The 26,876-nt window shown below is 62.3% G+C and carries 29 protein-coding genes; 14 read left to right on the top strand and 15 right to left on the bottom strand.

What is annotated here, in order from left to right:
* Positions 1–143: 143 nt before the first annotated feature.
* Positions 144–878, bottom strand: a complete 735-nt coding sequence (locus H0485_RS16820) for a pseudouridine synthase (protein ID WP_226937107.1) — start codon at positions 876–878, stop codon at positions 144–146.
* A gap of 46 nt (positions 879–924) precedes the next feature.
* Positions 925–1,797, bottom strand: coding sequence for a mechanosensitive ion channel family protein (locus H0485_RS16815; protein ID WP_226937106.1), 873 nt, complete (start codon positions 1,795–1,797; stop codon positions 925–927).
* Between the two features lie 566 nt (positions 1,798–2,363).
* Between H0485_RS16815 and H0485_RS16810 the strand changes: the two genes are divergently transcribed.
* Positions 2,364–3,074 (top strand): UPF0149 family protein, encoded by a 711-nt coding sequence (locus H0485_RS16810; protein ID WP_226937105.1) that lies wholly within the window; start codon positions 2,364–2,366, stop codon positions 3,072–3,074.
* A gap of 2 nt (positions 3,075–3,076) precedes the next feature.
* On the opposite strand, the gene H0485_RS16805 is transcribed toward H0485_RS16810, so the two are convergent.
* Together H0485_RS16805 and H0485_RS16800 are read right to left on the bottom strand one after the other, a co-directional pair.
* Positions 3,077–3,376 (bottom strand): type II toxin-antitoxin system RelE/ParE family toxin, encoded by a 300-nt coding sequence (locus tag H0485_RS16805; RefSeq protein WP_128490995.1) that lies wholly within the window; start codon positions 3,374–3,376, stop codon positions 3,077–3,079.
* Positions 3,373–3,630, bottom strand: coding sequence for a type II toxin-antitoxin system ParD family antitoxin (locus H0485_RS16800; RefSeq protein ID WP_128490998.1), 258 nt, complete (start codon positions 3,628–3,630; stop codon positions 3,373–3,375). The genes H0485_RS16805 and H0485_RS16800 overlap by 4 nt, the downstream gene beginning before the upstream one ends.
* A 700-nt stretch (positions 3,631–4,330) precedes the next feature.
* Here H0485_RS16800 and H0485_RS16795 point away from each other — a divergent pair.
* Positions 4,331–4,654, top strand: coding sequence for a DUF736 domain-containing protein (locus H0485_RS16795; protein ID WP_124088753.1), 324 nt, complete (start codon positions 4,331–4,333; stop codon positions 4,652–4,654).
* A 64-nt stretch (positions 4,655–4,718) separates the two neighbouring features.
* On the opposite strand, the gene H0485_RS16790 is transcribed toward H0485_RS16795, so the two are convergent.
* Complete coding sequence (locus H0485_RS16790) at positions 4,719–4,913, bottom strand: hypothetical protein (RefSeq protein ID WP_226937104.1); 195 nt, start codon at positions 4,911–4,913, stop codon at positions 4,719–4,721.
* A 187-nt stretch (positions 4,914–5,100) separates the two neighbouring features.
* On the opposite strand from H0485_RS16790, the gene H0485_RS16785 reads away from it, so the two are divergent.
* Positions 5,101–5,766, top strand: a complete 666-nt coding sequence (locus H0485_RS16785) for a helix-turn-helix transcriptional regulator (RefSeq protein WP_198838478.1) — start codon at positions 5,101–5,103, stop codon at positions 5,764–5,766.
* Between the two features lie 16 nt (positions 5,767–5,782).
* Here H0485_RS16785 and H0485_RS16780 read toward each other — a convergent pair whose 3' ends face one another.
* Complete coding sequence (locus H0485_RS16780; protein ID WP_226937103.1) at positions 5,783–6,340, bottom strand: hypothetical protein; 558 nt, start codon at positions 6,338–6,340, stop codon at positions 5,783–5,785.
* Between the two features lie 7 nt (positions 6,341–6,347).
* A complete protein-coding gene (locus tag H0485_RS16775; protein WP_226937102.1) occupies positions 6,348–7,100 on the bottom strand; it encodes a nucleotide-binding protein in 753 nt (250 codons plus the stop codon).
* Between the two features lie 404 nt (positions 7,101–7,504).
* Between H0485_RS16775 and mobC the strand changes: the two genes are divergently transcribed.
* Genes mobC through H0485_RS16760 form a run of 3 tightly spaced genes read left to right on the top strand, consistent with a single transcriptional unit; the run spans position 7,505 to position 12,390 of the window.
* Positions 7,505–8,092 carry a plasmid mobilization relaxosome protein MobC gene (gene mobC, locus H0485_RS16770; RefSeq protein ID WP_112312947.1) on the top strand — a complete coding sequence of 196 codons (588 nt, stop codon included), beginning with the start codon at positions 7,505–7,507 and terminating at the stop codon, positions 8,090–8,092.
* A complete protein-coding gene (locus H0485_RS16765) occupies positions 8,079–10,451 on the top strand; it encodes a relaxase/mobilization nuclease domain-containing protein (RefSeq protein WP_226937101.1) in 2,373 nt (790 codons plus the stop codon). Before mobC ends, H0485_RS16765 begins: the two co-directional genes overlap by 14 nt.
* The gene (locus H0485_RS16760) at positions 10,444–12,390 is read left to right on the top strand and encodes a type IV secretory system conjugative DNA transfer family protein (protein ID WP_226937100.1); all 1,947 of its coding nucleotides are present in this window, start codon (positions 10,444–10,446) and stop codon (positions 12,388–12,390) included. Before H0485_RS16765 ends, H0485_RS16760 begins: the two co-directional genes overlap by 8 nt.
* A gap of 45 nt (positions 12,391–12,435) precedes the next feature.
* Here H0485_RS16760 and H0485_RS16755 read toward each other — a convergent pair whose 3' ends face one another.
* Positions 12,436–12,882 (bottom strand): hypothetical protein, encoded by a 447-nt coding sequence (locus H0485_RS16755; RefSeq protein WP_226937099.1) that lies wholly within the window; start codon positions 12,880–12,882, stop codon positions 12,436–12,438.
* Between the two features lie 35 nt (positions 12,883–12,917).
* Here H0485_RS16755 and H0485_RS16750 point away from each other — a divergent pair, with 35 nt between their 5' ends.
* Together H0485_RS16750 and H0485_RS16745 are read left to right on the top strand one after the other, a co-directional pair.
* Positions 12,918–13,946, top strand: a complete 1,029-nt coding sequence (locus tag H0485_RS16750; protein WP_226937098.1) for an IS110 family RNA-guided transposase — start codon at positions 12,918–12,920, stop codon at positions 13,944–13,946.
* Positions 13,947–14,239: 293 nt separating this feature from the next.
* On the top strand, positions 14,240–14,437 hold the full coding sequence (locus H0485_RS16745; protein ID WP_226937097.1) for a hypothetical protein: 198 nt from the start codon (positions 14,240–14,242) through the stop codon (positions 14,435–14,437).
* 72 nt (positions 14,438–14,509) lie between these two features.
* Here the strand turns inward: H0485_RS16745 and H0485_RS16740 are convergent, their stop codons facing one another.
* Both H0485_RS16740 and H0485_RS16735 read right to left on the bottom strand, forming a co-directional pair.
* The gene (locus H0485_RS16740; protein ID WP_226937129.1) at positions 14,510–16,021 is read right to left on the bottom strand and encodes a catalase; all 1,512 of its coding nucleotides are present in this window, start codon (positions 16,019–16,021) and stop codon (positions 14,510–14,512) included.
* Positions 16,022–16,281: 260 nt separating this feature from the next.
* Positions 16,282–17,507, bottom strand: a protein-coding gene (locus H0485_RS16735) for an IS3 family transposase (RefSeq protein ID WP_226937096.1) whose coding sequence is annotated in 2 segments (ribosomal slippage) — positions 16,282–17,165 and positions 17,165–17,507 — 1,227 coding nt in all. Because the reading frame shifts where the segments join, the coding sequence is not laid out codon by codon here.
* A gap of 373 nt (positions 17,508–17,880) precedes the next feature.
* Between H0485_RS16735 and H0485_RS16730 the strand changes: the two genes are divergently transcribed.
* Complete coding sequence (locus tag H0485_RS16730; protein ID WP_226937128.1) at positions 17,881–18,282, top strand: DUF2177 family protein; 402 nt, start codon at positions 17,881–17,883, stop codon at positions 18,280–18,282.
* Here the strand turns inward: H0485_RS16730 and H0485_RS16725 are convergent.
* Genes H0485_RS16725 through H0485_RS16715 form a run of 3 tightly spaced genes read right to left on the bottom strand, consistent with a single transcriptional unit; the run spans position 18,263 to position 20,317 of the window.
* On the bottom strand, positions 18,263–19,012 hold the full coding sequence (locus H0485_RS16725) for an SDR family NAD(P)-dependent oxidoreductase (RefSeq protein ID WP_226937095.1): 750 nt from the start codon (positions 19,010–19,012) through the stop codon (positions 18,263–18,265). The two genes, H0485_RS16730 and H0485_RS16725, sit on opposite strands and share 20 nt — an antisense overlap.
* A 4-nt stretch (positions 19,013–19,016) precedes the next feature.
* Positions 19,017–19,652 carry a ChrR family anti-sigma-E factor gene (locus tag H0485_RS16720; protein ID WP_226937094.1) on the bottom strand — a complete coding sequence of 212 codons (636 nt, stop codon included), beginning with the start codon at positions 19,650–19,652 and terminating at the stop codon, positions 19,017–19,019.
* On the bottom strand, positions 19,649–20,317 hold the full coding sequence (locus H0485_RS16715; RefSeq protein ID WP_226937093.1) for a sigma-70 family RNA polymerase sigma factor: 669 nt from the start codon (positions 20,315–20,317) through the stop codon (positions 19,649–19,651). Before H0485_RS16715 ends, H0485_RS16720 begins: the two co-directional genes overlap by 4 nt.
* 137 nt (positions 20,318–20,454) lie before the next feature.
* On the opposite strand from H0485_RS16715, the gene H0485_RS16710 reads away from it, so the two are divergent.
* The 5 genes from H0485_RS16710 to H0485_RS16690 are packed head-to-tail and all read left to right on the top strand — an operon-like array spanning position 20,455 to position 25,817.
* Entirely contained in the window at positions 20,455–21,735 is a 1,281-nt protein-coding gene (locus H0485_RS16710) for an NAD(P)/FAD-dependent oxidoreductase (protein ID WP_226937092.1), read from the top strand.
* Between the two features lie 3 nt (positions 21,736–21,738).
* Positions 21,739–22,518 (top strand): DUF1365 domain-containing protein, encoded by a 780-nt coding sequence (locus H0485_RS16705; protein WP_226937091.1) that lies wholly within the window; start codon positions 21,739–21,741, stop codon positions 22,516–22,518.
* On the top strand, positions 22,518–23,678 hold the full coding sequence (locus tag H0485_RS16700; protein WP_226937090.1) for an SAM-dependent methyltransferase: 1,161 nt from the start codon (positions 22,518–22,520) through the stop codon (positions 23,676–23,678). Before H0485_RS16705 ends, H0485_RS16700 begins: the two co-directional genes overlap by 1 nt.
* Entirely contained in the window at positions 23,675–25,102 is a 1,428-nt protein-coding gene (locus H0485_RS16695) for a cryptochrome/photolyase family protein (RefSeq protein WP_226937089.1), read from the top strand. Before H0485_RS16700 ends, H0485_RS16695 begins: the two co-directional genes overlap by 4 nt.
* Before the next feature lie 4 nt (positions 25,103–25,106).
* The gene (locus tag H0485_RS16690; protein ID WP_226937088.1) at positions 25,107–25,817 is read left to right on the top strand and encodes a TspO-related membrane protein; all 711 of its coding nucleotides are present in this window, start codon (positions 25,107–25,109) and stop codon (positions 25,815–25,817) included.
* Here H0485_RS16690 and H0485_RS16685 read toward each other — a convergent pair.
* Complete coding sequence (locus H0485_RS16685; protein WP_226937087.1) at positions 25,810–26,082, bottom strand: hypothetical protein; 273 nt, start codon at positions 26,080–26,082, stop codon at positions 25,810–25,812. The genes H0485_RS16690 and H0485_RS16685 overlap by 8 nt on opposite strands.
* A 433-nt stretch (positions 26,083–26,515) precedes the next feature.
* Positions 26,516–26,857, bottom strand: coding sequence for a single-stranded DNA-binding protein (locus tag H0485_RS16680; RefSeq protein ID WP_020952590.1), 342 nt, complete (start codon positions 26,855–26,857; stop codon positions 26,516–26,518).
* Positions 26,858–26,876: the final 19 nt, after the last annotated feature.

The raw sequence follows: 26,876 nt of genomic DNA, 5'->3' as shown, positions 1-26,876 counted from the left end.
GTCCACAATCTCAACACGGTGCGCCAGATTTTTGAAAATTCCGCCGGAAACAGCGGCGACCGTGAACCGGGTCTGTGGAAACCATAAACCTTGTCCAGGTCTCGCTATACCCGCTAGGCAGCAAGTATTTCGCATCCATTTCGCTATAGAAAGATCAATTGCCGCTCTTCTCCCGCAAGCTGTCTCCATGCGCCGGCAATCAGATCCTCGGGCAAGTGTAATTGCCCCAATCTTTCGCGATGTAGCGCCTCAACATGGTTCCCGCAGGCTGCAAACATGCGGCGCACCTGATGGTATCGTCCCTCGGTAATCGTCAGATATGCTTCAGTCGGTGAGACGACCTTCAGCACTGCGGGGTCCAGCGGTTTCGTCTCACCCTTCAGCATCAGGGTACCAGAGGCGAACAGCTCCACCTCATCCCCATTCAGGGGGCGGGAAAGGGTCGCGCGATAGGTCTTGCTGACCTTCCGTTTCGGGCTTGTGACGCGGTGCAGGAACTCGCCGTCGTCGGTCAGCAGCAACAGGCCAGATGTTTCCTTGTCGAGCCTGCCGACCGTCGAAATCGCCGGATCCCGCCGCCGCCAGCGGGTCGGGAGCAGATCGTAAACCAGTGGCCCGGCATCGCTGTGCGAGCATGTCACCCCGGCGGGCTTGTTCAGGAGGATCACCAGTCCTGCAACGGGATCAAGCTGTTCCCCGCCCACGGTCATGCGCCTGGGCAGCTCCGCCGTGACCGTAATACGCCGCGTCACGTCATTGACCTTCTCGCCGTCCAATATGATGCGGCCCGCTTGCGCCAGCCCGCCGATCTCGCGGCGCGATCCATAGCCCATCGAGGACAGCAACTTGTCGATACGGGCGTTTACCGCTTTCGACATGACGCAGCCCTCCGATCTGGTTTGATGGTGCGTGGGATGCGGTTCGTCATGCCGTGCCCTCAACCAATGGCTTCAGGTTTATGCCCTTCTCACGCAGGGCGGCGTCGATCCGGCTGAATACCTCGTTGCGGCAGGCCATCTCGCGGTCATGCTGGGGAACCCAGTATTTCACGCGATAGGTGATGCCCTGAGGCGCGAACATCGCCACCTGTACTTCAGGCGATTTGCCGGTGGCGATGGTCTCCGCGCTGACAAGCGCTTCCGTTATCAGTGTCCGTGCCTCTGCGACTGGAAACGTGGCCGGGAGTGTCAGTTCGGCATGGTCGCGATACTCCGGCCGAGGGGCGCTGTAGTTTGTGATCCTCTGGCGGGAAATCTGGCTGTTGGGCAGGATCACATGGGTGCTGTCGCGGGTAATCAGCCTTGTGCTGCGCCAGCCGATCTCCTGAACCCGCCCCTGCGCCAGCCCATCGATCGCAACCCAGTCGCCGATGCGGAACGGTGCCTCGAGCCCAAGCGCGAGGCCCGAGAATGTGTCGGCGACCACATTGCGAATGGCAAATCCCAGCACCGCCAGCAGAAGGCCGGAGCCGGTCAGGATCCCCGACAGATCCTGGCGGAAGAACAGCGACAGGCTGGCCAGCGTGGCGGCGGCAAAGAGGGCGAGGCGAAGCAGGTCCAGCGCGACTTTCGGCACGGGGCGTCGGCCCTTCCGTCGTCGTGTCAGGCGCGCGGACGAAATGGCATGCAGAAGATGCGCGCCAAGGAACAATACGCCCGAAAGCGCGGTGTTGCGCAACGGCTCCCACCATGCCGCGCCACCCTCGACCATGGCAGGCAGGGCTTCGCCGAAAAGCGCGAACAACAGCAGTGCCAGCAATGCTCCGATCTGATGTTTAGGGATGTCGGGCCAGATCATTCGCCGTCTCGGTGCATCGGCCGCCTGCGCATCTCTGGTTTGGGGCGCGTTCGCGTCTGATCCAGAGGCATGCGCGAAAACGGATTCAGGCAGATCGGGCAGCGGTGTGCTGCGGCGCGTGGGACTTCCTCGCCGCAGGCATGGCACTGGGCGGGCAAGAGATTGCGATACATGGGACTATCCTTTTGGCGGGACATTGAAACAGGGCATCCTCCCCGGTCCCTGTCGCCCGCCGAAAGGCAGGGGCTAACAGGGCCGGGGCGGAACATGCGCCTGTTCGGCGCGCAGGATCGTTGGCATGGGACGTGACCTGTTCATGGAGAAACCTTCATCAGGCGGCACCGCGTGGCAGAGCCTGAGTGTGATATGGATCTTTATAAAAATATTTCAATAGGTTGGCTTCTGTCGTGTCCGCGACGTTCGGCCCTCTTGCCGGAGGGGCTTTTCGGGGCGGAAGATCGAGAGCCAGCAACAACAGCGGATTTCTCCGGCCGCGTTGCCTGTTTCACCGTGATCGGTTTGTCGTAAAAGACGGCAGGATGATTTTTCTCGACAGGGGGCTCAGCATGACGATTGCACTTTGGCATAGCGATGAAGACCTTGATCGCCTCGATGCGGTGCTTTCGGCACTGCCCGAAGACAACGATCCGATGATCCTTGCCGAATTCGATGGCTTTTGTGCGGGTCTCATCACTTGTCCGGAAGTGATTTCGCCGTCTGTCTGGCTTGCCAAGGTCTGGGGGACTGGCGGCCCGCCGGAGTTCGGCAGCGCCGAAGAGCTTCAGGCGGCTCTCGATCTCATCATGGCGCATTACAACCGCGTTGCCGGAATGCTGATGATCCCGGGGGAGTATTTCCCTGTCCTCGACGAGGATCAGCGCAACGGGGACATCATCTGGGAGTTCTGGATGATGGGTTTCGTCGCGGCGATGCAACTGCGGCCTGACGCCTGGGATCTGATTGAGGACAGCAAGGACCGGCGGGCGAAGAAGGCGCTGGATCTCGCAGGCAAACTCTCGCGTATCTCGACCGGGTTCGCCGAAGGGAAAGGCTGGAAGGCTACGAAATTGTCGCGCGAGGCCCATGATCTGATCCCCGATATGGTCGAGGATCTGAACGCCTTCGCCAAGGCGCATACGGCTAAATCCATGCCCGGTCTGCCGCTGGCCGCCAATCTGACTGCTGCGCCCTCAGCTGCATCGAAGCCCGGTCGCAATGATGCGTGCAGCTGCGGTTCAGGGCGCAAGTACAAGAAATGCTGCGGCGCTGTTCACTGATCTCAGCCTTGCGGGAACAGGATCGCGTCAACGTCCATCGCGCCGTTCACGACATGAAGCACTGTCACCTGATCCCCGCGGATCTGGTAGAAGATCAGGTAGCGGCCATGAACGCGGCGCCGGATGCTTTGCGTCTCATAGCGTGGGACAATCGGCCAGGCCTCGGGGAACTCGGCGAGTTCCATGCAGCTTCGGCCGAGTTCACGCACGAAGCTGATAGCGCGTGCGGGATTGTCGCGTGCGATGTAGTCGCCGATGACTTCCAGATCCGCTTCGGCCTCTGCGGTGATCTCGACGATCATTTCGCGGGTTTGCCCATCGCCTGATACTTGGCCTCAAGCCGCGCGAAGACGTCGCCGGCCGGTTTGAACCGCCCGGCATCAGCATCTGCAAGCCCCCTGGCCAGGGCCTGGTCCAGGACAGCAAGGCGGGCTTCTCGCTCCTGGATCAGGCGGATGCCTTCGCGCAGGACCTCGCTCTTGGAATTGTAGCGGCCGGTTTCGACCAGCTTTGTCACAAAGCTCTCCAGCTGTGTTCCCAGATCGGCACTGATCATCGCGGCCTCCGCTATTGCTGGTTTCACAATGCCACGCTTGATAATTGTTATCAATCCTCGTGGCGATCATGGCGCTGCCTTCTTGCCTTTCGTCGGGATTGTTGTCGGATTTTCCCGTCGTCATGGGCGCACAGGGATCAGTCTTTCCCTCATTCCGGCCTCTTTGATCGTTGGGTTCTGCGGATCAGTGGCACGCTCTGATCTCGCTTCGTGCCCTGTCCCTCTTCCCGGTCGAGCACTTGGGCGGCAGGTGCCGATCCGGTGGCCCGCCCAGTATCCGGTCTGATGCGGTGCGGTGCCCGTGGCCCGCAGGTCGGCGGGGAGGGGCGCAAGCCCGCCTGTTTACAGCTGGGGTGACCATCGCCGGTGGTTGCCTTTGGCGCCTTCCTGCCGTTTCCTTCAGAATCGCCGCTGTCTCCTGTCTCTCTGGGGTGACGGGACCGCTCGCATGCGTCCTCTGTGATGGGCTGATCTGGCCGAAGACCAGCGCGCGGGAGCGCGCTTCGACGTCTCGGCGCAACAGCGTCGTTGAACTTTCTTCCCCTGCCGGCGGTGCCGTCATTCCTCGCGGAAGACAAGAAAGCCCTGCCTGTGCTGTCAGGGTCCCGGACGGGACTGCGCCGGCCGTCGTCCCCGGCCTCTAGATCGCCATCGAGGCCGCAATGGAGCGGGCCCGAACACGAGAGAATGGAGACAGACAATGGCGACCATCGGCACCTTCAAGAAGACCGGCAACGAATACACCGGCGAAATCGTTACCCTGAGCGTCCAGGCCAAGGGCGTGCGCATCGTCCCCGACCTGCGGGCCACCGGCGAGAATGCGCCCTCGCACCGGATCCTGGTAGGCCGCGCGGAGATCGGCGCCGCCTGGTCGAAGCGCTCGAACGAGGGGCGGGACTATCTGGGCCTGAAGCTGGACGATCCGAGCTTTGCGCACCCGATCTATGCCAACCTCTTCGACGACGAGGACGGCGAGGGCTCGAGCCTGATCTGGTCGCGCCCCAACAGCCGCCGAGGGGAGTAATCCCCCCAACCAGGGCCCCGGTCGAAAGGCCGGGGCCTTTCATCTTGCCAGCGAGCAATGGCCCTCAGCGCAACTCTTCTGTCACGAAGCTGCGCTCGGCCTTGCCGAACCAGGCCGTCTGCGTCTCGCCCGTGTTCCATTCATAAACCAGGCCAATGACCCTGCCATCGTCCTTGTGGCGAAGCCGGGCGATTGGCCGGGCCTCGATGCGGTTGGTGCGGCATGAGCCGCCGCGATGGTCACTGGTCTGCACGTTCATAATACTTGTCTCGACTGTCACAGAACTTCGCTGGCTGGCGATCGGAACCCTTTTCGCAAGGTCGCTTCACGGTTGATTTGTGCGCGCTTTCATCACAACCTGACACAACGGTGGGGGAGCGGCCATGCCGTTACCCTTTTTGGTATCGCTGTTTGAGGACTGCACATTTTCTCGTGCGGGAGGGGTAATGGTTTGGACTATTGTTCCGGAAATGGCCCATTTGGATGCCCGGCTGCGGGCAATTGCACCGATGGGCTATTCACTCGTCATCCATGTGCGCAGTTTGACGCCAGAGCATTATGTCTCCACCTATCCGGAGCGTTGGGTCGAGATTTACACTGAGCGGCAATATGCGATGTTTGATCCGGTCAATCTCTGGGCCAGGACGCATTCAGGTCGCATCAGATGGAGTGAAGTGCCGGTCGAAAAGCTCTCGCCTGCTGGAACTCTGATCATGGATCACGCGCGCGAGTATGGCCTCAACTATGGTTGCGGCGTTTCTCGCAGTCGCATTGAAGAATATGGCACGCTCAGCTGCCTGTTTTGCGCCCGCGAGGATCGGGAACTGACCGACGGTGAGCTGGACGAGGTTGAGGGCATATTCAAACAGCTGCTCGCCTCTATCGAGGCGGCAAGACCGCTTTCAGAGATGGAGCGTGCTATCCTTTCTGATCTGGCGAACGGTTTGCCCTATAAGGAAGTCGCGCATCGGCAGGGCGTCAGCACCGAGACCATAAAGAAGCGCCTGGAGCGGATAAGGGACCTGCTCGGGGCGCGGAACTCGGTACAGGCAGTGGCAATCGCTACCAAGCGCGGTCTGATCCTGAACCAGCCAGCGTCAGGGCCTGAATAGCCCGTGCCAGCGTGGGTCAGCGGACATCGTCGGAGTCGTCACTGAGCGATGCGAGGAGAGTATCGATTTCCGCCCAGACCAGCGGCTCCAGCTGACCCCGCACCAATGACCACCGGCTGTCGACCCCCAGAGGGTCCTGATCAGCAAGCAGCCGATCAAAGATGGCGGCGGGCACTGCGACGCTGGTCCTGACGGTCCAGCTTGCCTGACTTGCCCGCCTGTCACTGGAAGGGATGGCATATGTTGCTGAGAGCCCCCACTTCTTGACCGCCTTCCGCAGGGCGGCCCGGATCACCTGTCGGGGGGCAATGCCGCAGGCAACCAGCCCTTGTTCCTGGCGCTTCAACGCGTTCACGCGCACGTCGACTTGGATCGAGGCTTTCGAGTCGTCTCTTGAGGCTTGATCCTCCGATGCGATGCTGGCGCTCGGCTGCGCCGGCGCACGGGCCTCGGCCGCGCCGGCTGGTTCGTCTCTGTCTCGCGTCTGTGCCGGGTCGGTCCTGTTTTGTTGGGACAGACTGAACGAATAGGCCTGATCCGGCCGTGTCACGAGGGGGATGCGTTTGCGGACCATGTCACTCTCAGCCGCTGATGATGGTGTTCAAGATGTCGGTGGCTTCTTCCAGCGCCTCGACGAGCGGGCGGGCATGGGGCTTCATCAGCGGGTTGGGATCATTCTGCCGCGCAAGAGCGATGGCATGAAGCAGACCAAGCCGATCCATCTCCTTGAAGGCGTTTCTGTGCATCATCACGGTCTCGATGACCGGGAAGCAGTTGACCGCCTGTGCGATCAGTTCCGCATCGGCCTTGGTCGGTTTCGCGGGGACCATGTTCAGAACCACATGATGCTGGGGCAGGGCGCTCGGGTCGTCCACACGGGTCCGCAGATGGGCAAACCAGTCTGCTGTCTGGATGCCGACCTTGAAGTCGGTCGTGGAGAGCATCACCGGGGTCACGATGTGATCGGCCAGCACAGCGACGCTGTCCGACCAGTCCGCTCCGACACCAGCGGTGTCGATGAAGATCAGATCCGCCAGATCCTCGGCATAGACCCGGTCGATCTCCTGCTCGATGGCGGCAATGCTGAGCGCCCTGGTGCGAGACAGCAGGGGTGAACTGTACCCGGCACCCTCGGCCCGTTCATACCAGGCACCGAGTGCATCGGTCCCGTCGGTGTCCATGAGGGTGACCCGGCGACCGGCGGCGATAGCGGCGCTGATCAGGGCGCGGCTCAGCGTGGTTTTGCCCGACCCGCCTTTGCGGGCCATCGCGGCGATTACGCGCAAGGAGTCATTTGGCATGGCACACCTGCAATAATGGTTATTCGTAAACATAAGAGCTTTCTTGTCGTAGGGCGCTGACCGGGATGCGTCAAGCGGGACGCAAGGCGCAGATCGCAGGAAGCGGCACGCATTGTGCGGCTTCCAGAGGACGTGGCGCAGGCAACGTGATGCAGATCCCATTCCCCTTCCGGCACTTCCCACTCCGCAGGATGCAGGACGCAAAGAGCGCGATGCAGGTGCCAGAAGACATGCTCCAGAGCGCAGATAACGGGAGGCATTTCGCATGGGACGGGATGCAAATCGCAAGGCGCGTGATGCATTCCGCAGACAACAGGAAACCGCCCCTTTGGGTCGGTTTTTCATAATGAGTACAAGCCCGTAGGCCCGACTCCGCTTGTGCTGGGAATCGGCGGGCTTGTACGATCTTGGCAAGAAATAGGAGCGTTAACTTTAATATGGCCAGGTCCCGCCGATTGACCGCCGAAGAGCGTCTCAGCATTGCGCGTGAGCGGGCTGAGGGTGTGTCGGCGGCCGAACTGGCGGATCGCCATGGCATCAGTCTGATGTCGGTCTACAACGCTGTGAGTTATGCTCAGGGCCGCCGGGTCTCGAACGGCAGTCGGCCTCAGGTCGTCGGATTGAGGCTCAGTGCGGCGGAGCTGCGCCGGTTTGATGCTGCGCTCTCGGCGCGAGGGATCGCGCATCGTTCCGATGCGCTGCGCGCTCTGGTCCTCTCCGCCAGTGACCTGCTAACGCCTGATCAGCAGATGACAGAGGAACTGCGCGGCCTTGGCGCGGCGCTGAACCGGGTCGGCAACAACATCAACCAGATCGCCCGGCGCCTGAACGAAGGGCGGGTCAGGGGCGAGCAGGCGGTTCTGACAGGACGGGAGAAGGCCGAGATCCGCGCTTTGGCCGGGCTGGTCTTCACCATCGCCGACCAGGTCCAGGAGATGAGCCGCAACCGGCGGGCCGCCCTCAAACTGGAGGTGGATAAGGCGCTGGCGCCCCTGATCCGGGAGGCTCGTGATGGCGCGCGCTGATGCCGTGAGGGCGGTCAACCCGGCGCTTTTTGATCGTGGCTGGAGCAAGGTTTTGGGTTCGGCTTCCGGGGGTCTTGGCAAACGGGCGCAGATGGTACGGGCGGCCCGCGGTCATTCCCCAGCAATCTTCAAGGCGATCCGGCAAGGCGGGTGTCATACCGGGGCGCAGCTGCGCGCCCAGCTGTCCTACCTCACCACCAAATCGAGCTTTATCCTCGATTCCCGTGGCACCCATGACGGCAAGAAGCTGCTCTCGCCCAGCGAGATCGAGCGCGTGGCGCGGCGCTTCGAGAACCAGTGGAGCGAGCGGCATGCGCCGAAGCTGGGGCATACCGCCCATCTGCTGATGGCCTTCCCCATCGGTACCCGCTCCTCTGAAGCGCAGGAGATCACCCGCGAGATCTGCGAGCGCTTCTTCGAGGGGGACGGCGCGCAGTTCGATTACATCGCGGCGATCCACGAAGATCGCGCTCATCCGCATGCCCATATCGTGCTGAACCGCCGCAGCAAGGACGGCGAGATGTTCTTCCTCAGGCAAGATCATCACTTCAACTATGACGCTTTCCGCGAAGCCATGGTCGAGGCGGCCGAGCGCCACGGGCTGCGCCTTGAAGCCACGCGGCGGTTGGACCGAGGGGTGGTGACCCGTGCCGCCAGAGACGTCGAGATCCGCAAAGCCATGGAAGAGGGCAGGGCGCCGGTCGAGCGCCAGCGCACCGGGGCCGACTTTGACCACGCCATTGCCGAGGTGGCGCGCAATGCCGCGATCTATCGCGGTCTCGCTGCCGAGGCCTCGCGTTCGAACTTCCACGATGTTGCGGAAGCCCTGTCCCGGGCCGGGGATGTGCTTGCCCGGGGTGATCGTATCCAGTCTGACGGAGTGTTGTATATGAGTGATGAAGTTCATGATTTCGACCAACTGATCGATCGGTTCTCGCAGAACATCCGCCAGATCGAAGGGCTGATCGAGCGGGCCTCTGCCACCGAGCGCCCGCTGATCGAGCGTAAACTGACTGATGTGCTGCGCGAGGTCTCGCATCTGCAGCCGTTGGGCGATCGCTCCGACACATTGCATGAGCCAGCATCCCGCGATGGGATCTATGCTGCGCCGAACCTGGTCGAGGCCCACAGAGACCAGCTCGAGGACCCAGGTCTCAAAGCCCGTGTCACCGAAGCCATACAGGGGACAGGGATCGATAGCGATGCGGTTCTGGCCCGGATGCGTGAGGGTGCGGGCAATGCGGCGCTGGAGCAGCAATGGCTTGCGCAGGATCTGCGGTCCATCGCGAAGGAAGAGCAGCTTGATCTGCGTGACACCGCGCAGCGTGATCAGGCGATGGACCGTCTTGAGGCGGTTCATGGCAAGCTGGGAGATGTGCTGACCGAGGCCCGCGTCCTGCGGGTTGTGGAGGATGTGGAGAGGGAAGGGCCGGAAAGGGAAGAGGGGGCGCGGCTGTCGGAGACCTCCGCCCACAAGGTTTCGGCTGATAACGAAACCCTGCGCAGTGAGCCAGATATTTTCAGCCCGGCGGAACGGGAGGAGTTCCGGGCGCTGGTCAAACAGTTCCAGCGGACGGACTTCAGTTATCCCTATTCCGATGATCCGCGTGTCCGGCGCGATGGCGAAAAGCAGGTGGCCGAGGCGAAAGAGGCCTTCGATCGCTTTGCCGAGCGCTCGCCCCAGCATGCCGAAATTGCGACCATGGCCTGGGAAAAGGCCACCGATGTCATCCAGCCCCCGGCGAGTGGCGTTCGGGCGGCACATCGAACCCTCCATGCCGGAGACATGGATCTCGCCCAGCGTGATCCGTCGATCCGCCTCGGCCCGATCACGGAGGAGCTACGTGAGATGGCGCGCTTGCGGGCCGAGACCCCCCAGGAGCAGATCCGCGATGCCGTCAGCCGGGAGATCAACCAGCTCCATGCCGCAGGCGCCTCCCGCGAGCGGATCATCGAGAGGCTGGCCGAGGTTGAGGACGACACCCGTCAGGCCCACGCGGAACGCCGCAATCTGGATGCGACAGCGCCCCAACTGGCCTCCGCCTTGCGACAGGCCGCCGACGGCAAGGTCGATCTGGCCTCGGATGCGGCGCGACACCGCTTCGTCGAGCAGGTCAATGATCGCCTGACGCCAGCCGAAATCAATGATCTGCATCGCGGCGACGCCAAAGTGCTGGACCGGCTCACCCCAAATGCGCTGGAACAGCTGCAGCTGGCGCGGGCCTATCTCGAGGCCATGGAAGTTCATGCCAATGATCCGGCAATGGACCGGGTGCTCGAGCGGATCGTGGAAGAGCGCCACGGCGAGGATCTGCGGCATTCCCTCTCCCATGGTGAGAAGGGGATCACCCATGGATAAGGGTCGCATGCTGTTGGGCGCAGTGGTTCTGACCCTCCTCGGGCTTGCCATCGGCTATGTACTGGCGACGATCTATTTTGCCGTCCAATTTGGATACTCGACGAGCAACTTTGATCTCACCCTGCTGGCGCGGAACTGGCTGGGGCTGAGAACCTCGGCCCCGCAGGATTTCCTCTGGGTGAACGGCATCATCCTCGGGACGGGCCTCGCGGCCCTCCTCCTTACCGCGACCATGCTCGGCGATGCGCTGACCCGCTTCGGCACCACGCATTGGCAAAGTCGGGCCGAGATGACGCGCAACGGCTTCTTCGCCGGGCCAGGTGCCGGGTTCTTGCTCGGCAAGATGGGCTCCCCGAAATCGAAGAGGCCATTTATTGTCTCGCGGACGTTCCCGCATGCGCTGGTCGTGGCCCCGACCGGCAGGGGCAAGGGTGTTGGCTTCGTGATCCCGAACCTCCTGACCTATCGAGGCTCGGCCGTGGTGCTCGACGTCAAGGGCGAGAACTTCCGCGAAACCTCGCGTTTCAGAGCCTCCACCGGAGACAAGGTGTTCCGCTTCGCGCCCACCGATTGGGAGCGACCGACGCATCGCTACAACCCGCTGGCACGCATCGCTGCCCTGAAGAACCCTGATCGCCAGCAGATGGAGTTGAAGCTGACCGCCAAGCTCTTCCTGCAGACCGACAACGAAAAGCTCAGCGGCCTGCTCGCTGGCGGGATCGATCTTTTTGTAGCAGCGGGGCTGCTGGCCTTCGAGCGTGGCAACCCAACCATCGGTGAGATCTACCGCATCACGGCGTCGGGTGGGAACAAGCAGTTGGAGTTCCTGAAGCGGGCAGAGGAGGTGAAGAACCCTTCGGCCAAGCTGATCTTTGAACGCATGGCCTCGACCAACAACGACACCCTGACCTCCTACCTCTCGCTCCTGATGACCTCTGGCCTCGATACCTGGGACAACCGGGCGATTGACGCGGCAACTGCGACCTCTGACTTCTCCTTCCGGGAGATCCGCCGCCAGCCGCATGCGATCTATCTGGTGGTGGAATCAGAAATGGTCGGGCCACTGGCGCCCCTGATCCGGCTGTTCTTCTCGGATCTGATTGCATCGCTGCAGGCTGCGGAACCCCGGGAGGATGAGCCCTGGCCGGTGATGATCATGCTCGATGAATTCGACCGCCTGGGGAAGATGCCGATCGTGGCCGAGAGCATCAAGACGCTGCGCTCCTATGGCGGCAATCTCGCCATCGTCACCCAGACCATCCCGGCATTGGACGAGATCTATGGCGAGAACACCCGCCGCTCGCTGCAGGGTGGAGCAGGGGTGAAGCTTTATTTGACCCCATCCGACCAGAAGACAATCGAAGAGCTGAGCCAGGCGGTCGGCAAGACGACCAAACGGGTGGTCACCCGGTCTCGCTCGGTGGGACGTAACCCTTTCGAGGGGCGGAGCGTGACCGAGCGCACCGAGGAAACACCGCTCCTCAATGAGGATGAGGCGCGGCGGTTGGATCTGGACGAGGTGATCCTCGTCGTCGATGCCCAGATGCCTATTCGAGCAAGACGGATCAAATATTATGAGGATCCCGATCTGAAGGCACTGCATGCCGGGCAGTCGGGGAGCCATCCCTATCCTGATGCCGAGAAACTGCGCTACGAGGCGCGCCTGAAGGAGACCGAGGAAACCGTCGAACGTCTGTCGCGCGAATTGGGCGTGGTTGCCGGCGTTCCGAGTAAGAAGGCCCGGAAACGCATGGTCGAGCCGGCGCCCGCTGCACCGATCCTGCGTGCACCGTTACGCCGTGCGGCTGCCTCTGCCCCGCCCGAGCCAATCCGGGTCGATCTCACGGCGTTTGGCAGCAATGGCGAGGGACGACAGGCCGTCGAGGCCGCCGTGCTGAAAACGGCGTCAATTCTCGCGCAGCATGCGCCCAAAGCGTGAGGGGCAGAGGCACCATGTGTCCCGCGCCGCGCGCCAGATCCCGGGTCACCCCGGTAGCTGGCACTGCTCCAGCGTCTCGTCATCGCCGTCGGAGTTCATGGCATCGGCGATCAGATGCTCGACCGTCTCGTTGAAATAGCTGGTGAGTTCCCGGTGCAGCGTCCGGAACTCTTCGGCAACCAGGCGCTCGAACTCGGCTTGCCGCACCCGGACCATGACCGTGGTGCGGCGCTGGCGTGGATAGCGGTAGGGCTTGACCCCGTGTTTGCGGCACAGCGCCACGAAAATCCGCACCGACCAGATGTCGGGGAAAGTGTATTGCAACTCGGTCTCCGGCGCGCTGGCCGGGGATGACGCCAGTTTCGCCTGCAGACGATCCCGCGCGGCGCCCGCTGCCGCGCGCTCACCCGCCGTCGCGCCGCGCGCGAACAGCGCTTGAATAGTTGGGGTGGTTGCCGTCCGCCCCCTATCCGCAGGCGCCAGCTGTGTCATGCTAGTCCTGCGACACATTCAGTGGAGGACGGTCTATGAAGGATACGATTATAGGCGTGGACTTGGCGAAGCGCGTTTTTCAAGTGCATGGGGCAACTCGTTCGGGCGATGTGCTCTATCGTAAAAAGTTAAGCCGTGAGCAGTTCCGCTCTTTCCTCATTGGCTTACCCCCGTGCCTCGTTGTTTTTGAGGCCTGTGGCAGTGCCAGTTACTGGGCACGGGAGGCCAAATCTTTTGGCCACCAGGCTAAACTCATTGCACCACAATATGTCCGTCCTTTTGTGAAGCGACAGAAAAATGATGCGGCTGACGCGGAGGCGATTGCCATTGCAGCCCGTCAGCCGGAAATGCGTTTCGTCTCCCCAAAATCCGAGGACCAGCAGGCCCGCGCCGCAGTATTTCGAGGGCGCGAGCGGCTGGTCCGCCAGCGCACGGAATTGATGAACGCCCTGCGTGCCAACTTCTATGAATATGGCGTCGTTTTTCCGATCGGCATGAACCAGACGCAGAAAATGGCATCTTGGCTGACCGAACATGGTGACGATCTGCCTAAAATCATGGTTGATGAGTGCACTGATATCCTGGCGTTAATCGGAGAGCTGAGCAGCCGTATCGCGGCAAAAACAAAATTGCTGTCCACATTGGCGGCAGATAGTGACACCGCTCGCCGCTTGCAAACAATGCCGGGCGTGGGGCCCATGACTGCACTGGCGGTTGAAGCCTTTGCTCCTAACCTAAACGAGTTTCGCTCTGGGCGGGACTTTGCCGCTTGGTTGGGATTGGTGCCAAGACAGCATTCGTCGGGTGGCAAAGAGCGTTTGGGGCGAGTTTCGAAGGCTGGCCAAACCGATATACGCCGGTTGCTCATCATTGGCGCGATGTCTCGAGTTATAGGAAGAGGCGCTCGGAACATAGCGGCGCCTAGCTGGCTGGGTAGGCTAATGCACCGCAAGCCGAAGATGTTGGCCGCCATCGCATTGGCAAACAAGATGGCGCGTCAGCTTTGGCCCATGCTGACCAAAAACAAAGATTATCAGGATCCAGATGCATTAGCGGCGGTATGACCGCATCACTAATGTAGCTGGCAAGACGGAGTGAGAAGACGCTGACTATATGGGAAATGATCGAACAGATCAGGATTGGGAAAACCAGTTAGGGGCTACGAGCCCAGCAGCTCGCTGAATAGATTTGGACCCGATCACGCTGATCTCCATATCGGCCCGCGGCCTTCGAGAAAGCCGCAAAGAGAGGCCTGACAGAAGACCGCACTCGATCCGACCCAGACGTCAAAATCTGCTTGCTTCAAGGACGGCAACCACAGAAGACCGTCCTCCACTGAATGTGTCGCAGGACTAGCATGACACAGCTGGCGCCTGCGGATAGGGGGCGGACGGCAACCACCCCATCTATTCAGAGCATGGCCGAGCAAAATGTCTGGCTGCGCTGGTTCGACGGCCCGCGCACCGCAAAAGGGCTGCGGATCAGCATCGGCACTTCGGAGGAAACCGAGGTCCTAATTGCCACGCTGCGCGATCTGGTGCGGGGCGGAAAATGACGGCCGGGCGGAGCTAAGCGAAGGCGGGAACCGGCCGAATGTGGGCGGTTCCCGATTGTATTTAATTGGACGTCACAACTCGATATCGTCGGCTCCAGGCGAATTTTTCGGGCATTCCGGCTCCACCTGCGGAGGCTCGAACAGGCCTCTTGAGGTCAGGGCTAACGCTTTCAGCGAGGCTGCGACACCTGCCCCATATGCGGGATCAGCCTTCGTGCAATTGCCGACATGGCGATCTTTAATGAAATCCGGCGCATCGCCCAACGCGCGCGCGGTATTGTCGAACAGCCGTTGCTTTTGTGCATCGTTCATTGAGCGGAAAAAAGCTCTGGGCTGGCTGAAATAATCGTCATCGTCCTCACGATAGTTCCAGTAATCCGCATCACCACGAATCTTGAGCGGCGGCTCTCGGAACTCGGGCTGTTCCTGCCACTGCCCATAGCTGTTCGGCTCATAATGCGGCAACCCGCCGTAATTTCCGTCGACCCGGCCGATGCCGTCGCGATGGTTACTGTTCACCGGACAGCGAGCCCTGTTCACCGGAATTTGATGGAAGTTGGTGCCCAGTCGATAACGTTGAGCATCAGCATAATTGAACAGGCGCGATTGCAGCATGCGATCAGGTGATGCGCCGATTCCCGGAACGAGATTGCTTGGGGCAAAGGCAGCCTGTTCGACATCGGCAAAGAAGTTGTCTGGGTTTCTGTTCAACTCAAATTCGCCGACTTCGATCATGGGGTAGTCGCTCTTCGGCCAGACCTTGGTAAGGTCGAATGGATGAATACGATAGGTTTCGGCATCGGCTTCGGGCATCACCTGCACAAACATCTTCCACTTGGGAAAATCGCCTTGCGTGATCGCGTCGAACAGGTCGCGCTGGTGACTTTCGCGGTCCTTACCTACAACTACTTCGGCTTGTGCATCGGTCAGATCCTCGATCCCCTGCTGGGTGAGAAAATGAAGCTTGATCCAGAAACGCTCGCCAGCTTCATTCCAGAAGCTGTAAGTGTGCGAACTGTGGCCGTTCATGTGGCGATAGCTGCGGGGAATGCCACGATCGCTCATAACAACGGTGACCTGCATCAGTGTTTCGGGCAGCAGAGACCACCAATCGAAATTATTCCTGGCTGAGCGCATATTGGTGTGAGGGTCGCGCTTCACTGCTTTGTTTAGATCGGGAAACTTGCGGGGGTCGCGAATGAAAAAGACCGGCGTATTATTGCCGACCATATCCCAGTTTCCCTCTTCGGTATAGAATTTAAGCGCGAAGCCTCGAATGTCTCGCTCGGCATCAGCCGCACCGCGTTCGCCAGCAACCGTAGTGAACCGCGCGAACATTTCGGTCTTCTTACCGATTGCACTGAAGATTTTAGCCCGCGTGTACTTAGTGATATCGTTCGTCACTGTGAATGTTCCGAACGCCCCCGAACCCTTTGCGTGCATACGGCGCTCAGGGATCACCTCGCGCACAAAGTTGCCAAGCTTCTCATGTAGCCATACATCTTGAGCGAGCAGTGGCCCGCGCGGCCCGGCGGTCAGGCTGTTCTGGTTATCAACAACCGGTGCACCCGCGTTTGTGGTCATACGCGTTACAGGGCACTCACCGTGCTTCTCTGGGGGAGTCGTTGAAAGCTTCCGCTGCAGCTCAGCGGCTTCCCGGGTTGTGGGTGCGTTCTTGTAATCTTCCGGCTTGGTCATGTCAGACTCCCCATTGTTCAGATTTTCTCATTGCGATTTGAAGTTCGCAAAATCACCTAGATCTTTCCAGCATAAACTCTATCAACTGATTTTCACGCGGAAGCGACGGAAAGACAAGGTGGTCTTGCCCCCGTTTGACCGGACACTCAGGCGGTTGCAGTTTGAGCTGCGATGAATTCGCGGGGCGAGCGCATCTTCAGCCCTGAGTGCGGGTGGTTATCATTGTAATCCCCGATCCATGACCCGATCAATCCAAGGACCGTCTCGGCGTCTGGCAGCGGCGTAACCTGCACGTAGTCACGCTTCAGGGTTTTGACGAAAGCCTCGGACATGCCGTTGCTCTGCGGGCTGCGCACGGGCGTGAAGCAAGGCTTCAGGCCGAGTTGACGCGCGAAGACCTGCGTTTCCTTGGCGATGTAAGGTGAGCCGTTATCGGTGAGAATTTCGATGACCGATGGTGCGCGCAGGGCCGAGAACCGCCGCTCGACGGCTTCGAGCAGCAGATCGCGGATATCGGAGCCGCTGATCCCGGCATTCACCACTGCCCGCCAAGAGATGATCTCGCGATCATGGGCGTCGATGAGGAAGGCCCCACGGATGACGTCGCCGTTCCAGCAAGTGAACTCGAACCCGTCCGAGCACCAACGCAGGTTCGAGCGCATCACGATCATCTTGCCGTCGCGGACATGCTCTGGCCGTTCGGAATATTTACGCGCCAGCAACAGGTTATGGGTCTTCATGATCCGGTAGACGCGCTTGTGGTTTGCTGGCATGGCACCCTCGGACCGCCGTTGTCGGTTCAGGATTGCGGTGATCCGGCGGTAGCCATAGGTCGGCCGCGCGGCAACCATGGCCATGATCTGGGGCACCAGGTCGGCATCCTCGGCCTTGCGATACCCCCGCCGCGGTTTGCTACGGCCATGCAGGCGGTCGATCAGGTTCGACCGCGCCACGCCCAGCGTCTCTGCCACGGCCTTCACTGGAAATCGCCCTTCAGCGGCGACCGCACGAGCAAGGTCGGTTTTTTTACCCGTGACTTGTCCAGCGCCTCGCGCAGGATCTCCGCTTCCATGGTCTTGCGCCCGAGCTGGCGTTCCAGCTCGCGGATCCGCGTTTCCAGCTCGCGCACAACACGATTGCTGGTGACATCGTCATCCTCGGTCACAGCGACGCTTCCCCCTTCGAGCATCAGACGCCGCCAACGATACAGCAGGTTCGGCGCAACGCCATTGCGCCGCGCTACGATCGAGATGCTGGCGGGATCCTCCAGCGTCTCCTCGACAATCCGCAGCTTCTCAGCCGCGCTCCAGCGCCGCCGACGGCAGCCATCGGTGATGATCTCTACCTTAGCCATAAGCATGTCCTCAGGCATAAGCCTAAGCCTTCATGTTCAGGCCTGGGTGTCCGGTCGAAACAGGGGCCAGTTCACGGGGTAGCTAACGAGATCGCCTTCGTCGCTAATCTCTTTCCCCAAGCCGCGTGATAACAGTGATCGCCACTTCAATCCGCAGGCGCAGAGTTAATGCAACAGACCCTTGTGACAGGTGAAGGTGCCGTGAGGTGGCTCATCCTCTGACCTTGCCAGAATTTGTTCATGCTAGGCTGATCCGGCGCGCGGGTTCAGCCGTATAGCACAACAAACACGAGAATCCGATGCGCAAAGGCACCCAAAGCCCCGCCAGCACGAAGCTGCGCATCTGAACCCTGCCCGCGCGATAGAGCCGCAACATTAAAGGTTCCCCATGCTGAATGTGATTTTGCTCTACACGGTCACGGCGACAGTCTTCCTGGGGCTCGATATGCTGGGCATCCGCTACATCGTGCGCCCGGTGTTCGAGCCGCATGTCGGGCATCTCTTCGCCTCCCCCTTGCGGCTGGGACCGGCGGCGGTGTTCTACCTGTTCTATGTCGCCGGGCTTTTGCTGTTCGTCTCCTGGCCCGCGCTGAAGGCGGGGGCGCCGATGCAGGCGCTTTTCTGCGGGGCGCTCCTTGGCGCGATGTGCTATGGCACCTATGAAATGACGAATTACGCCACCCTGGCGGACTGGTCCTGGAAGCAGGTTGTGGTGGACGGGCTTTGGGGCACCTTCCTGAGCGGATTTGCTGCCTGGGCGGGGGTGGCAGCGCTCAGCGGTCGGGTTTCCTGACCGCAAGGCGTGCGGTCAGACGCAGCGAGAGCGCATAGGGCAGCAGCCGCAGGAGCTTTATGGCAAAGGTGAAGCGCTTGGGGAAATGCAGCTCGAAGGCGCGGGTCTGCAATCCGCGGATCACGGCCTGAGCCGCAACCTCCGGGGTGATGATCGCGGGCATGGTGAAGGCGTTCTTGTCCGTAAGCCTCGTGCTGACGAACCCGGGGCAGACCAGCCGCACATCGACGCGGGGGGCCAGCTCGACCCGCAGGCTCTCGGCCAGGTTGTTCACCGCCGCCTTGGTCGCGCTGTAGGGCTGGCCTCCCGGCAATCCCAGATAGCCCGCGACAGATCCGAACAACACCAGCTGGCCGCCATCACGGATCAGCGGCGGGGTCAGGCGCGCGACATCAAAGCTGCCAAGAAGGTTCACTGCCACCAGCCGCGCCGTCGCCTCGGGGTCGAGGTCGGCAATCAGGCCGGGATCGTAAAGCGCGGCAGTGCAGATCACCGCATCGAGGCTGCCCGCAGCGATCCCGGCACAGGCCGCGGCAAGCGCGCCGGGCATCGCAAGGTCCAAAGGCAGAACCCGCGCCCCGCCGCAGTCTGTGGCAAGTGCTTCAAGCGCGGTCGCGTTGCGCGCCGACAGGGTCAGCGTCGCGCCCTCTCGTGCAAAGGCGCGGGCGAGGGCCGCGCCGATCCCTTCGCTGGCCCCGATGATCCAGATGGTTTTGCCGCTGAACCCCATCGGCTCAGATCCGGAACAGCGGTTGCAGCAGGCGCGGGATCATCGCGCGGAACCGCAAAGGCGCATCGGTTGCGGCCAGACAGATGCAGGGGCCTTCCATTCCGGCGACAGGCTGATGATCGACCTCATCGCCGGCGGTTTCGACATCTCCGACGCCAAACCGTCCCTCGCTGTCAGAGAAGCTGCCTTGCAGGACCAGCGTCAGCTCCAGCCCGCCATGACTGTGCTCGGGCACAGCCCGGCCCGCCGGGATGTAAAGGAGGCGCAACGACCCTTCCCGATCCGCCGAGAGGATCTGCTGACGGATGCCGCCGCCCAGCATCCGCCATTTCGGCGGCTGACCGTCCAGCGCCTGCATCACCGGTGCCGGAAAGATGCCGGAGCGTGCGATTGCGGCCGGGGGCGGCGGAGTATCATCCAGCGCTGCCAGCAGCCGGTCTTTTGCCCCTGGGCTCATGGCGCGCGGGTTCACCCGGTCGAGCAGCGCGCCGCCCAGCATCTCGGCGGCTTCAGCACGCGCCCGGCAGGCATCGCAAAGTGACAGATGCGCCGCGACGACAACCGAAAAGGCGTGCGGCAGATTGCCGGTGACATGGGCGTCCAGCAGATCGTCAGAAATGTGATGCGTGATCGTGGTCATGGCTGCCTCAGATCTTTCAGGTCGCGCCGCAGTCGTTCCAGCCCCAGCCGGATCCGGGATTTGATCGTGCCCAGCGGAAGGCCGGTCATCTCGCTGATGCGGCTGTGCGGCAGATCCTCGAAATAGGCCTGTTCCAGCACCTTTGCCTGATCGGGCGACAATGCCTCCAGCGCGCGGCGCAAAAGTGTGGCCTCCTGCCCAAGCGCAAGGATCTGCGGCGCATCGGGCTCGGATCCTTCGGGTTCGGCCAGCGGATCGGGTTCGGGCGGCGGCTTGCGGCGGGCGAGGTCAATACGGCGGTTGCGGGCGATGCGGTAGATCCAGGCGCTGGCCTCGGCGCGGTGCGGGTCGAACTGTGCGGCCTTGTGCCAGACTGTCAGCATGACATCCTGCACGACATCCTCGGCGCTGCCGTCACGCAGGCCGCCCCGGATCAGCATGGCCTTCAGCCTTGGGCCGAAATGCTCAAAAAGCTGCATGAAGGCCGCGCGGTCGCGGCGGTCGCGCACGGCAAGCAGCCAGAGCGTGGGCTGCGTCGGGCTGGTCTTGTCATCGGACAAAAAGCCGTTCTCCTCGGATGCCGGTCGCGCATCGCCATGATGCATTGCGCCCCTGATCTCGGGCGGCGCTATCACAATCTGGCTGCTGCGGTCATCTTGCATCATGGAGCGGATTACGTCGCAGCGCACGGATCAGATCACCGCGTCACATAATTTGCGGGTGCAGGAGTTTTTTACGCCGGGTGATGATCTGTTACCCTGAGGGTTGCGTATTCCTCTCGACAGGACCGAAGGAGATCGCCTTGCCCTTTGACGCATCCCGCGGCGCACCGCAGAGAATCGCCATCATCGGCGGCGGCATTTCCGGCCTGTCCTCCGCCTGGCTATTGTCGCGCCACCATCAGGTCACGCTCTATGAGGCAGCCCCGCGCCTCGGAGGCCATGCCCGTACTGTTATGGCCGGGCGGCGCGGCGATGTGGCGGTCGATACCGGCTTTATCGTCTTCAATTACGCCAATTACCCGCATCTGACGGCGATGTTTCGCGATCTGGATGTGCCGGTGCAGCGCAGCGACATGAGCTTTGGGGTCTCGCTGGATCATGGCCGGGTGGAATATGCGCTGCGCTCTCTGGATGCGGTTTTCGCGCAGCGATCGAACCTGTTGCGGCCCGGCTTTCACCGGATGATCCGCGACATCCTGCACTTTAACGCAGAGGCCGAGGCTGCGACACGGGGCCGTCCCGAACTGACCATCGACCAGTTGATCCGCGAACTGGGCCTCGGCCTACGGTTTCGCGACCAGTATCTCTATCCGATCTGCGGCGCGATCTGGTCGACACCTGCGCGCCAGATCGGTGCCTTCCCGGCAGAGGCACTTTTGCGATTCATGTCCAATCACGCGCTGATGTCGCGTGGCGGTCAGCATCAGTGGTGGACGGTTTCGGGAGGCAGCATCAGCTATGTGACCCTGCTCACGGATCGGCTGGCGGCGGCTGGAGTCAGCCTGCGGCCAGCGACCCCGGTCCGCGCGATCACACGCAGCGATACCGGGGTGGTCGTTCAGACCGACGGCACGGCAGAGAGCTTTGACCACGTGGTTATGGCCTGCCATGCCGATCAGGCGCTGGCTTTGCTGAGCGACCCCTCGGCGGCAGAGGCCGCCGCCCTGGGTGCGGTAAAATTCCAGGACAACCGCGCCGTGCTGCATGCCGATCCGCAAGTGATGCCAACCCGCCGCAAATGCTGGAGCTCCTGGATCTACCGCGATGATGATCCTACCTCGGGTAAGACGGTGGGCGTCACCTATTGGATGAACCGGTTGCAATCGCTGCCTGAAGCAGACCCGCTTTTCGTCTCGCTCAATCCCGGCGCGGCCATCGACCCGGCGCTGATCTATGATGAGACGGTCTTCCGCCACCCGGTCTTTGACCATGCCGCGCTGAACGCCCAGACCGCTTTGCGGGGGATGCAGGGCCAGCGGCAGACCTGGTTTGCCGGTGCCTGGCTGCGCAATGGTTTCCATGAGGACGGATTTGCCAGCGCCATGCGGATCGCCCACCAGCTCTCGCCCGCGACGGTCTAGGGGATGGGTGATCTCGCATCCATCCTGACCGGGGGAAAGGTGCTGCATCTGACGGCAGATGTCAGCCATGCCAGACGCGGGGCGCTGCGCCACGCCTTTCGCTATCGCGTGGATTATCTGCTGCTCTCGCCCGGGGCCGCCCGCCCGCAGGGCCTGTTCCGGCTGGGACGTATGGGACTTTTCAGCTTTCATCAGCCAGATCATGGCGGCAGGCGCAAGGCGGGCGAAGGGGCGGCCTGGGCATGGGCGGCGCTGGAACAGGCGGGGCTGACACGCGATGACACAATGACCCTCGCGCTGATGGCGCAGCCACGTTTTCTCGGCTTCTGGTTCAATCCGGTCAGCTTCTGGATGGTGTTGCGCGGCCCGGATCTTCTGGCAGTGATTGCCGAGGTGAACAATACCTTCGGTCAGCGCCATTCCTATCTGTGCCACCATAACGGTTTCGCGCCAATCCGGCCCGAAGACCGGCTCAACACCGAAAAGCTGTTCCATGTCTCACCTTTTCAGGAGGTTGCGGGCGGCTATGAGTTCCGTTTCACTGTCACCAACGACAAGGTTGCGGTGCTGATCCGGCAGATAAACGGAGCAGAAGGTCTGGTCGCCACCCTGCACGCGACACCCCGGCCCCTGAAACAATCATCGCTCATGGCCGCCGCCTTGCGCCGTCCGGGCGGGGCGCTGCGGATTGTGGCCCTGATCTATTGGCAGGCCCTGCGCCTGCGCCTGAAAGGGGCGGCCTATCGTCGCCTGCCCGCGCCCCCGAATGAGGAAATCAGCTGATGAGCCTGCTTAGAAACCGTTTCTTCGCCTCGCTTGAGGGCATCCGCCACGGGCGTCTTGCCCTGACCACCCCCGAAGGCCATCGCCACCAGTTCGGAACCCAAGGCCCCGAGGCCGTGATCCATATCACCGACTGGGCCATGCTGTCTGCGCTGGCGCAGCGCGGCGATGTCGGATTTGGCGAGAGCCATATCGCCGGTCATTGGGACAGCCCGGATCTGGAGGCGTTGCTGGTGCTCGCGATCCGCAACCTTGACCATCTCGGCGGGCACGGCAGGCAGGGGCTGCTGGCCGGTCTGCGCTTTCGCATGACCGACCGGCTGCGTGCCAATTCGCTGACGGGGTCGTCGCGTAATATCCGCGCGCATTACGATGTCGGGAATGAATTCTATCAGCTCTGGCTCGACCCCGGCATGAGCTATTCCTCGGCGTTGTTTGACGGCACGGATGATCTGGAGACCGCGCAGGCCCGGAAAAACAACCGCATCCTGTCCCGTCTTGCGCCCGGCGAGCGGATCCTGGAAATCGGCTGCGGCTGGGGCGGCTTTGCCGAGGCGGCCGCCAATACCGGCCGCCATGTGACCGGGCTGACGCTCTCGCCGGCGCAAAAGGGCTATGCCGATGCGCGGTTGGACGGGCGCGCCGAGATCCGGTTGCAGGACTATCGCCATGCCAGCGGGCAATACGACAATATCGTCTCGGTCGAGATGATCGAGGCGGTGGGCGAGCGCTACTGGCCCGCCTATTTCGCCACGCTGAAAGCCCGCCTCGCGCCGGGAGGCAGGGCGGTTTTGCAGGCGATCACGGTCCCGGATGCCGAATTCTCGGTCTATCGCAAACGATCCGACTTCATCCGCCAGCATATCTTTCCCGGCGGCATGTTGCCCAGCCCGGCGATCCTCGCGCATCAGGGCGCAAAGGCCGGGCTGGCGCTGCGCCACAGTTTCTCCTTTGGGCAGGACTATGCCCGCACCTGCCGGATCTGGGCCGCCCGCATGGCCGAGGCCGCGCCGCGTATCCACCGTTTTGGCTATGACGCGGCCTTCCTGCGCGGCTGGCGCTATTACCTCGAGGGCTGCGCCGCGACGTTCGCCACCGGGCGGACGGATGTGGTGCAGGTGGAATACAGCCACGCCAATGAGCTGGCGATGGCAGCATGACCATGCCCGCGATCCTCTGGCTTTGCCGCGACTTCCGCTTTGATGACAACGCGGCGCTTTCGGCGGCCTGCGCCGATGGCCCTGTCCTGCCGGTTTTCATCCTCGATGCGGCGACCCGGGCGCAAGGCTCTGCCAGCCGCTGGCGGCTGGGGCGGGCGCTTGCCGCCTTTGATGCCGCCTGGGCGGCGCGGACCGGCGGACATATCACCGTGCTGGAGGGCGAGGCGGCAGATCTGCTGCCAGCCCTCGCTACCCGCCTCGGCGCGACGAGCATTCACCAGAATGACTGGCCCGCGCCTGCGCAGCAAAGGGTGCAGGCGGCTTTGAGTGATGCGCTCGGCGGTGGGCCGGTTCGGCTGCACCTGCATCCTGGGCACCTCCTGATCCATCCCTCCCGGATTCGCACCGGCGCGGGCGGCAGTTACAAGGTCTATACCCCCTTCGCCCGTGCCGTGCGGCAGGCCGGGCCGGATCGCCCGCTGGCGCCTCCCGGGCAATTGACGGCTCTGCCTGCAATCGGGGATCTGCGCGCGGGAACCCTGAACCTCGCGCCGGATATGTATCGCGGTGCGGCCGTGCTGGCAGAACACGCGCTGCCCGCAGGGGAGGCCGCCGCCTTCGGGCGGCTGGAAGATTTCCTTGACTGCGTCCGGGACTACCCCTCCCATCGCGACCGCCCCGATATCGACGCAACCTCGGGCCTTTCCGAGCACCTCGCTCTGGGGGAGATCAGCCCGCGCCGCATCTGGGCCACGGCAAGCCTGAGGGGTGAGGTCGAGCCATCCCTAGCCGCAGGCAGCGAGAAATTCCTCTCTGAGGTATTGTGGCGCGAATTTGCCTGGCATCTGCTGCTGGCCTTCCCGCAGATGCCGGAGGCCCCTTGGCGCCAAGAATGGGCGGCCTTCCCCTGGGCAGGCGAAAGCCCTGCCGCCACTGCCTGGGCCAGGGCAGAGACGGGCATCGCACTGGTCGATGCGGGTCTGCGCGAAATGCGGGTGACCGGGCGGATGCACAACCGCGTGCGGATGGTGGTGGCAAGCTGGCTGACCAAACACCTGCTGACTGACTGGCGCATCGGGCTGCACCATTTCGCGGACAGTCTGACTGACTGGGACCCCGCGGCCAATGCGATGAACTGGCAATGGGTGGCCGGCTGTGGCCCGGATGCCTCGCCGTTTTTCCGCATCTTTAATCCGGAAAAGCAGGCAGCGAGTTTTGACCCGGACAGCCGCTACCGCGACCACTGGCTGCAAGGCGAGGGTGCGCGGGCCTATGTGTCCACCTTGCCCGCGTCCTGGAACAGCCCCGCGAGATGGACAAGCGCAGACACCGCGCCCCTGCTGGCCGAAGGCCGCAACCGCGCCCTCGCTGCGCTGGAGAGGTTCAATCGGGCAGCTGACAGGCTCTCCGCGAAGAAAGGATGATCCGATGCCACAAAGAAAGCTTTCGATCCTCGTTCTGCTGCTGGCGCTGGCCTTTGCCGCCGCGCCGCTGCTGTCCGGGGGGTTCAATGGTTTCAAGCCGGAGCAGTTTCCCGTCACCGATGCCTGGCCCGCGCAACCTGCGGGATGGGCGTTCTCGATCTGGGGGCTGATCTATCTCGCGCTGATCGTTGCCGCAGTGCTCGGCCTGATGCGTGGCGGTCTGGAGTGGGCGCGGGTGGCAGGACCGCTGGGTGTCAGTCTAGGGGTGGGCGTCTTCTGGATTGCGGCGGCCAATCACGCGCCGCTACTGGCTACGGCGATGATCGTCGTCATGGCGGGTTTTGCCATTTCGGCTTGGCTGCGCAGCGGGCCGGTGCTCTGGCAACGCCTGCCGCTTGGCCTCTATGCGGGCTGGCTGACGGCGGCGACCGGGGTCGCGCTCTCGGCGGTGCTGACCGGATATGGCCTCCTGCCCGCCAGGACGGCTGCGGTTCTGATGCTGCTGGCGGTTCTGGCGGTTGCGGTGGTGATCCTCACGCGCCCGCGAAGCGACTGGACCTATGCGCCTGCGCTCCTCTGGGCGCTGATCGGGGTGATCGCGGCGAACCTCGATCCCCTGAGCCCGACTCTGGTCGGCCTTTGTGGCGCAGGGGGGGCGCTTATAGCGGTTCTGGCGATCAGCAGGTCGCGCGCGTCATATCGGAGGGTCAGATGACTTCGAGCCACCCAAAGCCGGGATCATGTGCCGACCGGCCGATGCCATTGTCATTTGTTGGCTGGATGGTCATGTTGTCAAAGCACTGTTCATTTCTGCAATTACCGTGATGGAACTGGATATTGGCGTGCGCCGCATCGAGCGGCGCGACCCGACGCAGGGAGTCATGCTCCGGGCATGGTTCGTAGAACGGGTCCTGCCTGAGTTCCAGGACCGGGTTTTGCCAGTAGATACAAGCGTGGCACTGCGCTGCGTCGGCCTTCATGTCCTGATCCGAGATCAAAACGGGATGCACTCATAGCGGCGACGGGGCTGGTCCATGGTTGCACTGTCGTGACCCGCAACACCGGTGATTTCAAGGACACAGGGGTGATCTTGCTAAACCCTTGGGTCAGAGTGTGACTGACAGCCGGAAGACACTGTTACAGGCCTTTCGGCCAGGCGCAGATCGCTACGGTACCTTTTGAGGGGATGCCTTCTCCCGGTTCGCTGGCGAAAAGCAACCGGGATAGGGATTGGCAGGTCCGTAGCTTACCCCGTTCTCAACGAAGACGCCCAATCGCCCTCGCAGCCACGCCCGGTGCCAGCACGAGCCGGCCAGCAGCGGACGCAGCCAGCGTGGCAAGTCGCGGCCCGAATAGCCAGCGAGATACATCTGGTGCAAAAGGCTGTTGCGATGGCGCGTGGCAGTGCGACCCTTACCCATCCTTCCCGACCGGAACGACCGCAAACCGATCAGCCGTCAGCGAGGTTTCATAGACGGTCTGTCCGTCCTTGGCGTAATTGCTCTCGCCAATCCGCCCCCTCACATGGACGAGATCCCCCGGCTTCAGGTTCTCCTTCAGCCAGGCGAAACCTGCCGTGCTGCGCTCGAAGAGTGTGACGGTGTTCCAATCGGTGCGCTCGCGCAACTCGCCACTGTCCTTGTCCTTCCAGCTGTCGGTTGCGGCGATGCTCACCTTCAGGACCTTGCCGCCACCAAGCTCGGTTCTGCGACCGACATAACCCTGAATCTGGAATTCCGCGAAGGTGTACAGCATCTTATCTCTCCTCGTTACG

Origin of the sequence: Pseudogemmobacter faecipullorum (assembly GCF_020539525.1) — a bacterium.
Taxonomy (GTDB): Bacteria; Pseudomonadota; Alphaproteobacteria; order Rhodobacterales; family Rhodobacteraceae; genus Pseudogemmobacter; species Pseudogemmobacter faecipullorum.
The sequence above is the reverse complement of the archived record's forward strand: the minus strand, read 5'-3'. Positions and strand labels throughout refer to the sequence as shown.

What these genes read in the sequence shown, in the direction of transcription:
- H0485_RS16820 (WP_226937107.1), bottom strand. Translation starts at nt 878, where the DNA reads ATGTCGAAAGCGGTAAACGCCCGTATCGACAAGTTGCTGTCCTCGATG.
- H0485_RS16815 (WP_226937106.1), bottom strand. Translation starts at nt 1,797, where the DNA reads ATGATCTGGCCCGACATCCCTAAACATCAGATCGGAGCATTGCTGGCA.
- H0485_RS16810 (WP_226937105.1), top strand. Translation starts at nt 2,364, where the DNA reads ATGACGATTGCACTTTGGCATAGCGATGAAGACCTTGATCGCCTCGAT.
- H0485_RS16805 (WP_128490995.1), bottom strand. Translation starts at nt 3,376, where the DNA reads ATGATCGTCGAGATCACCGCAGAGGCCGAAGCGGATCTGGAAGTCATC.
- H0485_RS16800 (WP_128490998.1), bottom strand. Translation starts at nt 3,630, where the DNA reads ATGATCAGTGCCGATCTGGGAACACAGCTGGAGAGCTTTGTGACAAAG.
- H0485_RS16795 (WP_124088753.1), top strand. Translation starts at nt 4,331, where the DNA reads ATGGCGACCATCGGCACCTTCAAGAAGACCGGCAACGAATACACCGGC.
- H0485_RS16790 (WP_226937104.1), bottom strand. Translation starts at nt 4,913, where the DNA reads ATGAACGTGCAGACCAGTGACCATCGCGGCGGCTCATGCCGCACCAAC.
- H0485_RS16785 (WP_198838478.1), top strand. Translation starts at nt 5,101, where the DNA reads ATGGTTTGGACTATTGTTCCGGAAATGGCCCATTTGGATGCCCGGCTG.
- H0485_RS16780 (WP_226937103.1), bottom strand. Translation starts at nt 6,340, where the DNA reads ATGGTCCGCAAACGCATCCCCCTCGTGACACGGCCGGATCAGGCCTAT.
- H0485_RS16775 (WP_226937102.1), bottom strand. Translation starts at nt 7,100, where the DNA reads ATGTTTACGAATAACCATTATTGCAGGTGTGCCATGCCAAATGACTCC.
- mobC (WP_112312947.1), top strand. Translation starts at nt 7,505, where the DNA reads ATGGCCAGGTCCCGCCGATTGACCGCCGAAGAGCGTCTCAGCATTGCG.
- H0485_RS16765 (WP_226937101.1), top strand. Translation starts at nt 8,079, where the DNA reads ATGGCGCGCGCTGATGCCGTGAGGGCGGTCAACCCGGCGCTTTTTGAT.
- H0485_RS16760 (WP_226937100.1), top strand. Translation starts at nt 10,444, where the DNA reads ATGGATAAGGGTCGCATGCTGTTGGGCGCAGTGGTTCTGACCCTCCTC.
- H0485_RS16755 (WP_226937099.1), bottom strand. Translation starts at nt 12,882, where the DNA reads ATGACACAGCTGGCGCCTGCGGATAGGGGGCGGACGGCAACCACCCCA.
- H0485_RS16750 (WP_226937098.1), top strand. Translation starts at nt 12,918, where the DNA reads ATGAAGGATACGATTATAGGCGTGGACTTGGCGAAGCGCGTTTTTCAA.
- H0485_RS16745 (WP_226937097.1), top strand. Translation starts at nt 14,240, where the DNA reads ATGACACAGCTGGCGCCTGCGGATAGGGGGCGGACGGCAACCACCCCA.
- H0485_RS16740 (WP_226937129.1), bottom strand. Translation starts at nt 16,021, where the DNA reads ATGACCACAAACGCGGGTGCACCGGTTGTTGATAACCAGAACAGCCTG.
- H0485_RS16725 (WP_226937095.1), bottom strand. Translation starts at nt 19,012, where the DNA reads ATGGGGTTCAGCGGCAAAACCATCTGGATCATCGGGGCCAGCGAAGGG.
- H0485_RS16720 (WP_226937094.1), bottom strand. Translation starts at nt 19,652, where the DNA reads ATGACCACGATCACGCATCACATTTCTGACGATCTGCTGGACGCCCAT.
- H0485_RS16715 (WP_226937093.1), bottom strand. Translation starts at nt 20,317, where the DNA reads ATGATGCAAGATGACCGCAGCAGCCAGATTGTGATAGCGCCGCCCGAG.
- H0485_RS16705 (WP_226937091.1), top strand. Translation starts at nt 21,739, where the DNA reads ATGGGTGATCTCGCATCCATCCTGACCGGGGGAAAGGTGCTGCATCTG.
- H0485_RS16700 (WP_226937090.1), top strand. Translation starts at nt 22,518, where the DNA reads ATGAGCCTGCTTAGAAACCGTTTCTTCGCCTCGCTTGAGGGCATCCGC.
- H0485_RS16695 (WP_226937089.1), top strand. Translation starts at nt 23,675, where the DNA reads ATGACCATGCCCGCGATCCTCTGGCTTTGCCGCGACTTCCGCTTTGAT.
- H0485_RS16690 (WP_226937088.1), top strand. Translation starts at nt 25,107, where the DNA reads ATGCCACAAAGAAAGCTTTCGATCCTCGTTCTGCTGCTGGCGCTGGCC.
- H0485_RS16685 (WP_226937087.1), bottom strand. Translation starts at nt 26,082, where the DNA reads ATGAAGGCCGACGCAGCGCAGTGCCACGCTTGTATCTACTGGCAAAAC.
- H0485_RS16680 (WP_020952590.1), bottom strand. Translation starts at nt 26,857, where the DNA reads ATGCTGTACACCTTCGCGGAATTCCAGATTCAGGGTTATGTCGGTCGC.